General features: G+C 61.1%; 10 protein-coding genes. 4 read left to right on the forward strand and 6 right to left on the reverse strand.

Annotated features, from left to right (window positions below; all coding sequences use genetic code 11):
* Positions 1–21 precede the first annotated feature (21 nt).
* Positions 22–1101 (forward strand): dTDP-glucose 4,6-dehydratase, encoded by a 1080-nt coding sequence (rfbB, locus tag GPL20_RS00455; protein WP_157326849.1) that lies wholly within the window; start codon positions 22–24, stop codon positions 1099–1101.
* 147 nt (positions 1102–1248) lie between these two features.
* Entirely contained in the window at positions 1249–2442 is a 1194-nt protein-coding gene (locus GPL20_RS00460; protein ID WP_167532827.1) for a CaiB/BaiF CoA transferase family protein, read from the forward strand.
* A gap of 250 nt (positions 2443–2692) precedes the next feature.
* Here GPL20_RS00460 and GPL20_RS00465 read toward each other — a convergent pair whose 3' ends face one another.
* The 6 genes from GPL20_RS00465 to GPL20_RS00490 all read right to left on the reverse strand — a co-directional run bounded on the left by GPL20_RS00465 (position 2693) and on the right by GPL20_RS00490 (position 10284).
* Positions 2693–3565 (reverse strand): outer membrane protein, encoded by an 873-nt coding sequence (locus tag GPL20_RS00465; protein ID WP_157326851.1) that lies wholly within the window; start codon positions 3563–3565, stop codon positions 2693–2695.
* Positions 3566–3715: 150 nt separating this feature from the next.
* Complete coding sequence (locus GPL20_RS00470) at positions 3716–5209, reverse strand: tripartite tricarboxylate transporter permease (RefSeq protein WP_157326852.1); 1494 nt, start codon at positions 5207–5209, stop codon at positions 3716–3718.
* Positions 5210–5221: 12 nt separating this feature from the next.
* Positions 5222–5764 (reverse strand): tripartite tricarboxylate transporter TctB family protein, encoded by a 543-nt coding sequence (locus GPL20_RS00475; RefSeq protein WP_157326853.1) that lies wholly within the window; start codon positions 5762–5764, stop codon positions 5222–5224.
* 177 nt (positions 5765–5941) lie between these two features.
* Positions 5942–6916, reverse strand: a complete 975-nt coding sequence (locus GPL20_RS00480) for a Bug family tripartite tricarboxylate transporter substrate binding protein (RefSeq protein WP_157326854.1) — start codon at positions 6914–6916, stop codon at positions 5942–5944.
* A 483-nt stretch (positions 6917–7399) separates the two neighbouring features.
* Positions 7400–9274 carry an acyltransferase family protein gene (locus GPL20_RS00485; RefSeq protein WP_157326855.1) on the reverse strand — a complete coding sequence of 625 codons (1875 nt, stop codon included), beginning with the start codon at positions 9272–9274 and terminating at the stop codon, positions 7400–7402.
* A 128-nt stretch (positions 9275–9402) separates the two neighbouring features.
* Positions 9403–10284 carry a class I SAM-dependent methyltransferase gene (locus tag GPL20_RS00490; RefSeq protein WP_157326856.1) on the reverse strand — a complete coding sequence of 294 codons (882 nt, stop codon included), beginning with the start codon at positions 10282–10284 and terminating at the stop codon, positions 9403–9405.
* Between the two features lie 347 nt (positions 10285–10631).
* Between GPL20_RS00490 and GPL20_RS00495 the strand changes: the two genes are divergently transcribed.
* Entirely contained in the window at positions 10632–13214 is a 2583-nt protein-coding gene (locus GPL20_RS00495; protein ID WP_157326857.1) for a YfhO family protein, read from the forward strand.
* A gap of 38 nt (positions 13215–13252) precedes the next feature.
* The gene (locus tag GPL20_RS00500; RefSeq protein ID WP_157326858.1) at positions 13253–14026 is read left to right on the forward strand and encodes a glycosyltransferase; all 774 of its coding nucleotides are present in this window, start codon (positions 13253–13255) and stop codon (positions 14024–14026) included.
* Positions 14027–14036: the final 10 nt, after the last annotated feature.

The raw sequence follows: 14036 nt of genomic DNA on the forward strand, positions 1-14036 counted from the left end.
CCCTTTGCATGAAGAGCATCGATGCGCTTTGACAAGCAAACCATCTTCGTTACCGGCGGAGCCGGCTTCATAGGATCGGCCGTCATTCGTCATCTGCTGGCGGACACGAATGCATCGGTCGTGAATATCGACAAGCTGACCTATGCGGGCAGCCTGAGCACGCTCCCCGGCGCCCCGGGAAATCCGCGTTACGCCTTCGAGAAGCAATGCATCTGCGATGGTCCCGGCCTCCGAAGGCTGTTTGAAAAATATCAACCCGACGCGGTGATGCACCTCGCGGCCGAGAGCCATGTGGACCGCTCCATCGACGGCCCGGCCGAATTCATCAAGACCAATATCGTCGGCACATTCACGCTGCTGCAGGAATGTCTGCGCCACTGGCGCGGCCTGTCCGCGGACAAGCGTGATCGGTTCCGGCTGCTTCACGTTTCGACGGATGAAGTCTTCGGCTCACTTGGCGCAGAGGGGCTGTTCACCGAAACCACGCCCTACGCGCCAAACTCGCCCTACTCTGCCAGCAAGGCCTCGTCCGACCACCTTGTTCGCGCATGGCGAGAAACCTATGAACTGCCGACGGTCGTCACGAATTGCTCGAACAATTACGGACCGTATCAGTTTCCCGAGAAGCTGATCCCTCACATGATCGTCCGCGGGCTGGCGGAGCAGTCTCTCCCGGTCTACGGAGACGGCAAGCAGATCCGTGACTGGCTGTATGTGGAAGACCATGCCAGCGCGCTCACTCTGGTGCTGGAGCGCGGGCGCGCCGGCGAGACATACAACATTGGCGGCAGTAACGAGCGCACCAACCTGCATGTGGTCGAGCGTATCTGCGACGTCCTGGATCGCCTCGTACCGGGGACCCGCGGCCCACGTCGCAACCTGATCTCGTTTGTCGCCGACCGGCCGGGTCATGACCGGCGCTATGCGATCGACGCCACCAAGATCAGCCGCGAGCTCGGCTGGCGGGCACGCGAAGACTTCGAGAGCGGGATCGAGAAGACCATCCACTGGTTCTGTCAGAACCGCTCCTGGTGGCAGGAAATCATCGACCACGGGTACGATGGCTCGCGTGTCGGACTCAATACGACCGCGCAAGTATGAGAACCCAGCAGTTGGCAGGATTTCGCTGCTTGCCGACCGGCACGAACGCGCTGAATTCGCGCCGCGATCCGCGGTCCAAGTGAAGCTTGGACGGCGTGGTCTTTCGCCACTATGGTGGCTCCGCAGTCTGTCTCGGAGCCCTTCAAAATGCCCTTTCCGCATGCCTCGGAAGCCCTGTCGCGCTTCACCGTGCTCGATCTGACCCGGGTCCGGTCCGGGCCCACCTGCGTGCGGCAGCTCGCGGACTGGGGTGCCAATGTCGTCAAGATCGACGCACTGACCGAGGATGCGGGCGGCGAGCAGCCGGGCGGGCCGCGGCGGGGTTCCGACTTCCAGAATCTGCACCGCAATAAGCGGGCGATGACGCTGAACCTGAAGGACGAGCGCGGGCTTACCGTATTCAAGCGCCTCGCGGCCAAGGCCGACGTCGTGGTCGAGAATTTCCGGCCCGACGTGAAGAAGAAGCTCGGGGTCGACTATGAGAGCCTCGCCAAGATCAACCCGCGAATCGTCTATGGCAGCATCTCCGGCTTCGGCCAGGACGGCCCCTATCACAAGCGGCCGGGCTTCGATCAGATCGCGCAGGGCATGGGCGGGCTGATGTCGATCACCGGCGCGCCCGGCGAAGGCCCGATGCGGGTCGGCATCCCCGTTGCCGACCTGACGGCGGGCCTGTTCTGCGCCATGGGCATCCTCACCGCGCTGCTGGAGCGCGAGGTTTCCGGCAAGGGCCAGTGGGTGCAGACTTCGCTGCTGCAGGCCCAGATCTTCATGCTCGACTTCCAGGCCGCGCGGTGGCTGATGGAGAAGGAAGTGGCAAAACAGGCCGGCAACAACCACCCGACCAGCATTCCGACCGGCGTGTTCAGGACCTCGGACGGCTACATCAATATCGCCACCACGGGCGGGCGGATCTGGGAGCGCTGCGCGCAGGCGATCGGTGCGCCGGAGCTCTTTGGCCATCCCGACTATGCGACGGCCCCTGCCCGCTCCAGGAACCGCGACGCGCTCAACGCCGAGATCGAGAAGCGCACCGTGACGAAATCGACCGAGACCTGGGTCCGCGAGCTCAATGACGCCGGCGTGCCCTGCGGGCCCATCTACGCCATCGACCAGATGTTCGAGGACGCCCAGGTCAAGCATCTTGGCATTGCGCAGGACGTGCCGAACGACGAGGACCGCCACATCCGCCTGGTCGGCCAGCCCGTGACGCTGTCGCGCACGCCGAGCAAGATGGTGGCGCGGCCGCCGGAATTCGGCGAGCAGACGGACGAGGTGCTCGCCGAATTCGGCTTCAGCGCAGCCGAGATCGCGAAACTCAGGGCGGAGAAGGTTGTATGAAGCTGTCCCGGGAGTTTCCCAGCCGCGAGGGCTTCACTATGCATTCCTGCAACCGCGGCGAGGCGTCCACCAAACTGTGAGTTCGATCAATGTGCGCGTTCGGACCTCGCCGGACTACATCATTGCGAAGGCGCGCGTGCAAGCACAACGAGATGTACATCGCACAAGAAACCTTAGACATAATCCTGCGTCCCAAACGACAATGCCCGGCAAGATGCCGGGCATTGAGACTTGATGGCTCTGCGCCGCTTTAATATTTCGCGACGACCGGCGTCGGACTGAACGCATAGTTGAAGCCGGCACGCAGCACGTGATCGTGGAAGCTGACATCCGCCTGGTTCGCAGTTCCCGCAAAGTAGGTCTTGCTCCCGAAATCCATATAAAGGTATTCGAGCTTGGCCGACCAATTCCGGGTGAACTTGCGTTCGACGCCCGCACCCACCGTCCAACCCACCCGGGTATCGGTGCTGCTCACACCAGCACCGATCGGAAAGTTGAACGCGCCGAGCAGAGTCGTGCCACCCAGACCTGGTGTGAAAACTTGGATTCCAAGGGCGGTGGCCGACGAATACTTGAACTCGCCGACCGCGAGACCGCCGGTCGCATACCATAGAGTCTGCGGATCCGACAGGACGCCGACGCGCCCCCGGAACGTCGCGAACCACTGCAGGTCGTAGGAAAGATTCGCGGTCAAGGTCGCAATGGAGTTGAAGTCGGTGCCGCCCGGAAGACCGATGATGTTCGAACCGTAGCGCGCGCTTGTCGTGGTCAGCGTTCGAGATGACCGCTCACCGGTCGCCTGAATGTCCCCCTCGAGACCGACGACCCATTTAGGATCGACCTGCCAATTGTAGCCGAGCTGCCCGCCGCCCACCCAACCATCGACATTTTGGCCAAAAGAACCGAATTGCACCGCCGGGAAGGGCAGTGCGATTGGCGCCACCGTCGTATTGGCCCTGCCCCAACTGTACCCGGCGTTCAAGCCGGCATAAAAGCCCGTCCAGCCCCAGCCCGGGTCAACCAGAGCCGGCGCCTTCACATAGGGTTTCGGCGCCAGATCGGCGGCCAGTGCGTTGGTCATGACCAACGACGCCGCCGCAATTCCCATCACAATCCGTTTCATTGCAACCCCCACAAAAAAAATGTGGTCGAAGCATACGCTCGAAGCCGCACCTCAGCTGTCGCGCAGCAGCAACATCCGGAAACAATCCCTAGGCGCCAGCGCCCGGACTACGGCGACACTGTAATACTAAGACACTGATTTAATTCACTTTCATCGCATCGCAACTTTGGCGCGCAAACGGTCGAATACCGGCCAGAACAGCAGCAGGATCGCCAGGGTCGTGATCGATCCAACGAGACCGTTCGACCAGAACACCTTGAGGTCGCCACCGGAGCCGATCATCGACAGACGGAAGGCGTCTTCGGCACGGTTGCCCAGCACCAGCGCCAGCGTGAACGGCGCGAGCGGAATGCCGATCTTCTTGAAGACGTAGCCGACGATCCCGAAGCCCAGCATCAGCCAGATGTCGAACATCGCGTTCTGGATGGCGTAGGCGCCGATCGCACAGGACACCACGATCATCGGCGCCACCGCCGCAAACGGCACGCGCAGGATCGAGGCGAAGATCGGCACCGTCGTCAGCACCAGTACGAGGCCGACGACGTTGCCGAGATACATCGAGGCGATCAGGCCCCAGACGAAATCCTTGTGCTCGACGAACAGCAGGGGGCCCGGATTGAGGCCCCACACCATCAGGCCGCCGAGCAGGATCGCGGCGGTGCCGGAGCCGGGAATGCCGAGCGCCAGCATCGGCAGCAATGCCGAGGTGCCGGAGGCGTGCGCCGCGGTCTCGGGCGCGAACACGCCCTCGATGCGGCCCTTGCCGAAGCTCTCGGGCTCCTCGGCGAAACGCTTTGCCAGGTTGTAGCCCATGAAGGACGCCGCGATCGCACCGCCCGGGGTGATGCCGAGCCAGCAACCGATGAAGGAGGAGCGCAGCAGCGTCACCCAGTATTTCGGCAAGTCCCTCCAGACGCCGAGCACGACGCGGAGCGAGATGCTCGCCGCATGGCCACGCAGCGCCAGCCGCTCTTCCATCGTCAGCAGGATCTCGCTGATGCCGAACAGGCCGATGACGGCGACCAGGAAGTTGATGCCGCGCAAGAGGTCGGCCGAGCCGAAGGTCATGCGCAGGTTGCCCGACACCGTATCCATGCCGACGCCGGCGAGCAGAAGGCCCAGCGACATCGAGATGACGGTTTTGTGCTTGGCTTCGCGTCCGAGGCCGACGAAGGAGCAGAAGGTGAGCAGATACACCGCGAAGAACTCGGGCGGACCGAACTTCAACGCAAAGGACGAGATCATCGGCGCGAGGAAGGTGATCAGCAGCACCGCAACCAGCGAGCCGATGAAGGAGGAGGTGAACGCCGCGGTCAGCGCCTCCGCCGCCCTGCCCTGCTGCGCCATCGGATAGCCGTCGAAGGTGGTCGCGACCGACCAGGCCTCGCCGGGAATGTTGAACAGGATCGAGGTGATCGCGCCGCCGAACAGCGCGCCCCAGTAGATGCAGGACAGCATCACGATCGCCGAGGTCGGATCCATCGTGAAGGTGAGCGGCAGCAGGATCGCAACGCCGTTGGGACCGCCGAGGCCCGGAAGCACGCCGACGAAGATGCCAAGCACCAGCCCGACCATCATCAGGACGAGCGTCTTCCACGTGAGCAGGACGGCAAAACCGTGCAGCAGGAGACCGAAAGCTTCCATCGCGGATCCGTCCTAGCGCCCGAAGGCCGCTTCGAGCGGCCCTTTCGGCATGATGACGTCGAAGGCGATATCGAAGGTGACGAACATGATCGCCGTGAACACGAAAGCGGTGAGCAGTGACTTCCACAGCGCGATCTTGCCGACGAGGCGCATGAACCCGGAGATCAGCAGGAAGCTCGCGACATAGAGGCCGAGGTACTGCATCACCAGGCAGAACAGCAGCGTCGGAACGAACACGGCCATTACCCGGCGGGCCTGCGCGCGCGTGACGAACGTCTCAGCCGCCGCACGCCGCGCGACGAGCGCCGCGATCAGGCCATAAAGGCTGCCGCCGCCGAGGATGACAGAGAGGTAGAACGGGAAATAGCCAGGCTCGGGCCCGGTTGCATCCCAGGATGCACCCGTGCGCCAATTGTCGTAGCCGAGCGTGACGGCCAGCGCGAGGAGCAGAAGACAGACGATGATCTCGATCGTACCGGAAGCGACGACGGACGGGGAGTCGTCTTCAGGCGCGGTCGGATCGTCGACGACGATTTCAAGATCGGTTTGGGACATGGGCTGATTTGCGAAAGTCTGAGCTGCATCACCTCGCCCCGCTTGCGGGGAGAGGTCGGCGCGAAGCGCCGGGTGAGGGGGACTCTCCGCGAGTCCATCTGTCACTATCTTCGTGAAGAGAGCCCCTCAGCCGACCCTCTCCCCGTAAGAACGGGGAAGGGGAGACGAGGGAGACGGCTACTTCGCGACGAAGCCGGCTTCGGTCATCAGCGACTTGTTGACGGCATCATCCTCCTCGAGGAATTGCACCATGTCCTTGCCGGTGAGGAAGATCGGCTTCAGCGCCTGCTTCTCCATGTAGTCCTTGTATTCCGCGGTCTGCGTCACCTTGTGAAACAGCTCGACATAGAAGGCCTGCTGCTCCGGCGTGACCTTGCCGGGCAGGAACATCGCGCGCAGCATCAGATACTGGACGTCGACGCCCTCCTCCTTGCAGGTCGGGATGTCGGCCCAGGATTGCGTCTCCGTCACCTTGCTGGTGTAGGAGATGCGCTCCTTGTCGAATACGCAGAGCGGCCGCACCTGGCCCGCGCGCCAGACCTCGAGGTTTTCGGAGGGGTTGTTGACGTTGGATTCGGTGTGATTGCCGACGAGCTGGGTCGCGGCCTCGCCGCCGGACTTGTAGGGCAGATAGGAGAATTTCGCGCCTGTCTTCTGCTCGAGGAAGACAGTCAGCACGTGATCCTCACGCTTGGAGCCGGTGCCGCCCATCTTGAACGGCGAGCTCGCGGCCTTCGCCGCCGCGACGAACTCCTTCACCGTCTTGGGACCGGCGCTGTTGTCCCACAGCACGAACTGGTCGAGCGCGATCACCGAGACCGGGGTCAGCTCACGCCAGTTGAACGGAATCTTCGCGGACAGCGGCAGCATGTAGATCAGGGAATAGGCGATCAGCACCTTGTTCGGATCGCCCTCGCTGGACTTCATGTACATCAATGCTTCCGCCCCCGACGCACCGCCCTTGAGCGAGACCACCATCGGCTGCTTCATCAGATTGTTCTTCTGGATCGCGGCTTGCATCATCCGCGCCATCTGGTCGGAGGCACCGCCCGCGCCGGCCGCCACCACGATTTCGACGGGTTTGGTCGGCTCCCAACCGGCAAAAGCAGGCGCGCCGCAAAGCGCAGCGGCCAGCGTGATTGCGACCTTCATTCCATGTCCCACGCGCGTCTTCCCTATGTTCTTGTTTGAATTGGCAATTCGCGAAGTCAAGCAGATTGCATTGTGCGGGTGAACGCCGGCCAGTTCAAGCCGCCCGGCGCCGCACTGCTTATGACTTTGGAATGAGATCGATTACAACCGCGTCGCACAGAAAAAGCACGGGCTCCATGGCGGAGCCCGCGCCCGTTCGCAAGGGCAAATGCGCCGGCCGACTAGACCAGCAGGATGTCGTGCGGGTTGATCGCCACCCGGCCTGGACCACCGCGACGGCCACCGCCGCGCCCTGGGTGCCATCTGCGCTGAAGTAGAGCGTCTGGTTGCCCGCGTCGAAGTGGAATGCGGCGACGCCGGAGAACGTCTTGTGCGCCGAGGTCGCGAAGGCGGCTGCTGTTCGACGTCGACAGGCAGTTGCCGAGCGTGCGCGCAATCGGAAGGAAATCGTCGCGCTAGCCGTCGAGCGTGGAGCGTAAGAACTTAAGGTTGCTCGGCTTTATCGTTTTTTCCATTCAAGCCTGCCAGATCGGCAACGAAGCGCGCACCGCTTGTCGTGAGGTGGCCATAGTCCCAACTAACGAGGTCTGACTTTCCGGTCTGGGTGTGAGTCAAACAGCCTTCTTGGTTGCACATAGCGTCGTGCAGCGAGACGAACGTGGCTCCAGCTCCCCTGGCCGCCGAAAGCAGCGCCGCATCCATCTCACGATAATTCTGCGTAACGGGAATTAGACGCTCAGGGAGCACACCGCGCGACAACCAGTGTTGATAAGCCTGTTCAGGAAGATTGGGGGTAAATGACGGCGATGGTCCCAGCAAGATCACGTCATCTGCCGCGGCCTTCAACCTTCGCAAGGTGGCTTCTAGCGCTGCAAAGTCAGGTTTGTAGTGCATCCACACGGCAAACACGATCACTCTTCGCGGCCGGGTCCGCTCAATCTCTTTCAGAGCCTGGACGTTGCTCGCTGCGCAAACCGGCGAGAGGGATGCATCTCCAACTATCGGCATGCACGAGTCGCGAGCGAATTGAGATATGCCCCCGCCATCTTTCCGAAGGCCCGTGTAAAGTCGTCCCGCGTGGGAGTCGCCCCAAACTACCGTTTTTCCAGTTTTGCACGACGCTGCATAGGCATCGAAGCCCGCTTTGCTATCCAACCAGCAATCCATGCGGGCATCGTCGCTTGGGTTATAGTTCATCGTTTCCAGCACGGGCCGGATTTCCGAGGGGTATCGCCAGAGCGCCCCGCCGCTGCGCCAGATCACCAAGGACATGGTGACAACCAGCAGCATGGACGCCACGGAAGCTCCTACGCCGACACGCCTAAGGTCGCCAAACCTGATTGGACGCTCTACCCACTTGGCGGTCATGAACGAGAGGATAAAGCTGACGGCGACCACACTCATGGTTTGAGTTGGAGATGTCAGGCCGGCTGCCGCTGCAAACCTCAGCAGCGGCCAATGCCAGAGGTAAAGCGGATAACTTATGCTCCCGATCGCCACCAAGGGCTTCGAGCTCAACACATCTGATCTGGCGATCACCACCATCATGGCACCGATCACAGGGCCCAGTGCTGCGATGCCTGGAAACGGTATCTTGCTGTTAATGAGCGCCGCGCTTGCAGCGATGACGACAAGCCCGGCCGTTGAAACAAGGTTTCCGAACCTCGTTATCCGCGGCAGAAACGAGAGCAAACCGCCGGCGCCCAATTCCCAGAGTCTCGAGATCGGCGAATAGAATGCCGTGACCGGATCGCGGCCTGTGATCCTGATGCTGTAGATCAGAGAGGCAGCGACGAGGATGGCGACGACGACGATCAGCGCTCGCGGCCGGCGCCGAATGGAGAACAGCAACCACGGCCAAACCAGGTAGAACTGTTCCTCGACACCGAGGGACCACAGGTGCAGCAAAGGCTTGGTTTCTGCAGCCTGATCGAAATATCCCGATTGATTCAGAAACAGGATATTAGGAAAAAATAGCCCGCCTGCGAGCGATTGCAGTCCGACCTGGGCCAACGGATTCGGCAGCAAGGTAAACCAGCCGAGCGCCATCACGGCCGTCAGGACGACAACGAGGGCGGGGAAGATGCGACGGATTCGGCGGGCGTAAAAGCTCATCGGGCTGAAACTTCCCGAGCACAATTCCCGCCAGATGATTCCCGTAATCAGATAGCCGCTAATGACGAAAAATACGTCTACGCCGATGAACCCCCCCGGTATTGCCGCCGGAAAGGCATGGAATGTGATCACCAACAGAACGGCGATGGCCCGCAGGCCGTCAATATCGCTCCGATAGTCAGCCTTGGAGACCGTCAATGTGTCGCTGCCGCGAGATCCTGCTTTTCCGAAATTCTTTAGCATGCGATCCGGGCGCCTCTAGATGCGCGCCGATGAATTCATAGAACGTCCGTTTGTAGTGCAATGGGCGCCTTTTCCGCGCACTTTCCTATCCGCACACTTTCCTGTCCCCATCGCAGTATGCCGATCTTTTAGACGCGGGAGGCTTCCAGTCGGGCCAGCACGAAGCGCGAACCGCCGAACGGGAGGGAGATACCAGTTTGAATGAGGCGCCGCTCGAGGTCGAGGGCCATTTCAAAGGCTCTGTCGAGAAAGCGGGGCAGAGTGTGCTCAAAGCTTGGGTTGAAGTTAGTCTCCTTCTGCTCGGTCATGCGCTGAATGAACATCAACGGCAGAAGCGAACAGACGAACGACGTATCGCGCACAATGGTGAGGCCCGCGTCGACGCACTTCGTCGTCAGTTCGCCCGTCAGATAGCGCCGCTTGTGATGTGAATAGACGTCTACCTGGCTCCAGAGAAAGCGATGCTGAGGAACCGACAGCATGACCCCACCTCCCGGTGACAATGCTTCGACGATGCGCTTCAGCACGCGCGTATCCTCATCGATATGTTCCAGCACATCGAAGGCGCAGATCAGGTCGAATTCCTCGCGGAACGGGATTTCGCGAGCGTCCATCTGCAGCAATTCGACACCGGGGCCCAAGCGTCGCTGGGCGTGGCTCAGCCCGTTGGTATAGATCTCGCTGGCGCTGATCGTAGCATCTGGCATTGCTTTGCGCAGGGCCTGCGTGACATAGCCAGTACCACAACCCAGTTCGAGTATCCTTCGCGCGCCGGGAAAATGCCGGCGGCACAGGTCCTCAATCAGCCGATTACGCGCGCGAAACCAGAAGCTCTGGTCCTGCAGCAGGTCCAAATGGTCATGCGACTCGGCATGCATGCCGTCGTTTTCCGCGGCAAGCGCTGGTGCGAAACAGGGGAAACCGCAAATCCGGGCCGGTGAAAAGTCACAAACCCCGCATCGCCAATTCTTGTCGATCTCCGTGCTTTGGCACTGCAGGCAGAACCTCATACGGCGTATCCTCGGGCAGGCAATGCACGGCCAAAATCAATTCCGGTCTTGCGCCGGGCGTCTCGAAGCCTATTCGCCGGGCGCAGCTGGGCTTGGGACGAAGCCGCGATGTACCCTTGCTGACCTGTGAATTCAATACCAAAGAGGGTCTACCCACGCCGCCCGGCCGTTGCCTGCTTATGATTTCCCGCTTATTCGGCGGCCCGCTTCAGATTTAGCTGAACCTGCCAATTCGTTCTCGACAGGAACTGGCGACTGGTTGCTGAGACCGCGCTCCTTCGACGATCCCGCCCGGGGCGATTTATCGGAATCCTCACTGGTCGTCGCGTCTTGCCGCATGCCCGTGTATGGTGCACGACAGAAGAAAGCCGCCGCGTCAACGCCAGTGGCTGCAATGCGTGTGGAGCGGATCGATCGTGATATTAGGACGGCGCGGCTTTTCGGTTTTGACGATTCTCGCGGAACACAAATCCGGTCCAGACAACCGTAGAATCCTTGGTCTTTGCGCACTGGCCGCGATCTGGTTGATCGTGTGCGCATTTCCGGACGTCATCTTTCTCAGAGCCAGCCTGAGCAACGCAAATGTCGTCAACATCACCTACGACCAGCAAAAGAAGGTCCGGTTATTTGCCGAAAGGGAGAACCGCACAACCTACGACGGGCTGACTGATCCGGGAGGCGCCGCATTCCAGTCCGAGCCCGGCATACAATTCGTCCGGCGCAGCTTTCACGACGGGCAGTCGATCTACTGGAATCCGTATTCGGCAACTGGTGCATACGGTCCCGAAACACTCGTCGATATCAAGACGTCGCCCCTATCGATCATCACCGCACTTCTCGGCGGCAGTGACGGGGCGTTCCACGCCGTCTTCCTGTTTCTCAATCTGATCGCCGTCTTCTGCCTGCTCGTGCTGCTGACGATCGAATTCCGGCTGTCCCTCATCGCGGCCCTTGCCGGTGGCGTCACCTATCTGCTGAACGGGTATTACATTGCCAATATGGGCTCGAATGTCTCGCAGACCTGGCTCTATTTTCCGGTTCTGACATTGGCCCTGGTGAGCTTCGCACGGCGCCCGAGCGCCTTGAAGATTGTCGGAATCTCGTGTGGGACGGGGTTGACCCTCGCCACGACGTTTCTGCCCACGACGATCCTGACGATGGCGACCGCCTTGCTGGTCGGCGCTGCTGCATCGATCGGACATTCAATCCCGCGGGAGCGCGGACCGGGCTCGATTTTCAGGACCGCGGGCGTGTTGATCGCAGGCCAGCTTGGCGGCGTCGCGCTGGCCCTGCTCACGCTCGCAATTGTGTACCTGCCGATCTTCGAAGCGCTGAAATACATGGGTACCGGCGACTTCTATGCAAAGCGGGTGTTCTTCCCGACGAACCTCTTCAACCTGATCTCACTCTTCACGCCGAAGCACGCCTTCGAGTCCTACGTCCCCGCTACGCCGCAGCTCTCGCAGATGCGCGGCAACTTCGCATTTCACCAGGGCATCATCGGCGCCCTGATCGCCACCCAGATCGCGCGGCCTTGGCCGGTCTTTCAGAAAACGATCCTCATTCCCCTCTGCGTGGTGCTCTTCGTGCTCATCGCACGGGTCTATGGTCTGGCCGGCGTCTCATCGGTCGTCAATGCGATCCCGGTGATCGGCAGCCTTGGCGAACAATATGTATGGATCAGCATCGGGCTGATCTTCACGATCGTCGTTGCATTCGGCCTGCAAGCCCTGCTGGAGAGCGGAGTGCGGGTTATTCCGTTGCTCGTCGGTGCAGCGGTGATCGCAGGAGCGTTCGCCTATACGACGCTCGTCTGGGGCAAGGAAAACATCAAGTACCCGCTCTATCTCGGGGTGACACTAGCGCTCATCGAGGCAGGCGTGGCGCTGATCATCCTGCGACGGACACGAACCGCTCCGATCATCGTGGCGTTGAGCCTGGTTCTGCTGTCATGGGGCGAACTCACGTTCGACGTGAACCACTACAGGCCGGTGCGATACGACCGTTTCCTAGATCCCGCGCCTTTCATCGGTGTCCTGCAAAAGCAGGGCGGCTTGCATCGGATCGCAAGTTACGGACAGCCGGGCGTTCCGCCGGAATACGGCAGCGCTTACGGGCTGTACCAGATCGGGTCGATGAACTTTCAGCTATTCCCCCGGTATGAAGATCTTTTCAATCGCCTGATCCTTCCCAATCCGGCCCAACGGTGGCAGACGTTCGCAACCCTGGTGCTGGCGCCGGACGCGGATTTTCTCAATCTGCGCGGGCTCGACTTTCTCGGCGTCAGATTTCTGGTGTTGCCGACCACGTACGTGCGCCTCCGTCACTTCGTAGCGGAGTCCCGCTGGAAGACCATTTATGAAGATGCCAAATTTACAATCGTCGAAAATCCCGATCCGTTACCGCGTGCACTCATCGTCCATCAGGTTTCCGAAGGACACCAGACGCCGCTGGATATCGACAGGTCGCTGCGCGAGGTTGCGACCTCCGACGATCCCGTTTTCATAGCGGAGGCAAGAGCAAGTGGAATTCTGGGCTCGCGTGCGGAGCCTCCGGGCCAGCCCGAACCAGCCGAAATCACGCGCTACGACCATACCAAGGTCGAGATCTCAGCCACCCTGTCGCAAAAGGGGGTTCTTGTGCTCAACGATGCCTGGCATCCGAACTGGAAGGTTTGGGTCGACGGAGAGGAACGTCATCTTGGCCTGGTCAATCAGGCCTTCCGGGGCGTGCTGCTGGACCCGGGCAAGCATGTCGTCGAGATGCGCTATGCCCCCCGGACATTCTTGATCGGCAAGATATTTTCGGGCATTGGGCTTGCCGTCCTGCTTTGTCTCGTTCTATTCCGGCGGTGGATTGATCCGCGGCTGGCGGCCTTGATTGGAGGCGCCGGTAACGGCGCTTCTGCACAGGTCCGGCGGGCCGGATAGTGGACCCCGTATCGGTTAGCCCTGTTGGAGATCTGCACTTGCAAGACCCCGCCGACGCCTCGTCCGCTGCTGCGAGCTCCCACCCGGCGGAGAGTGCCGAAAGGCTGCCGAGCTTTTGTATTGCGCTGCCCACCTACAACGAGGCGGCCGCGATCGAAAACTGCGTGACCAACATTTCTTCGTTCCTGAGCACGGTCCCCACCCGCACGGCGATCGTCGCCGTCGACGACGGCAGCAAGGACGAGACCTGGAACATCTTGCTTCGGCTGCAGCAAAAGTTCCCGTCTCTCATTCTCGAGCGCCATGCCCAGAACGGTGGTTACGGTGCAGCCCAGCGGACCCTCTGCCGGGTCGCGGCTGAAAATGGCTTTGAGTACGCGCTGGTCATGGATGCCGACGGAACGCAGGCTCCGCATTTCATCGCCAACTTCTTCGAGCCCATGCAGCGCCGCGTCGATCTCGTGAAGGCAACCCGGTACGATAAGGGAGGCACGGTCAAAGGCGTTTCGTGGCAACGCTACTGGATTTCCCGCGCGGGAAATCTGCTGGCCCGGATGGTGATGGGCCTGCCGATCACGGATTTCACGAACGGGTTTCGCGCGATCCGAACCGAAGCCTGGGCCCGCATCCCGACCACGGAGAGAGGTTTCATCGTCCTGATCGAAGAGGTCTATCTTGCGGGCAAGATGGGCTTCAGTTTCGATGAAGTGCCCTACGTCCTGACGGTGAGACAGGAAGAGGGCTCGGAGTCGAAGTTCACCTACCAGTGGAGCATCTACTGGCGCTATCTCCACTACATCTTCAAGCGATGATGCCGCCGGG

Source organism: Bradyrhizobium cajani (genome assembly GCF_009759665.1).
GTDB classification, from domain to species: domain Bacteria; phylum Pseudomonadota; class Alphaproteobacteria; order Rhizobiales; family Xanthobacteraceae; genus Bradyrhizobium; species Bradyrhizobium cajani.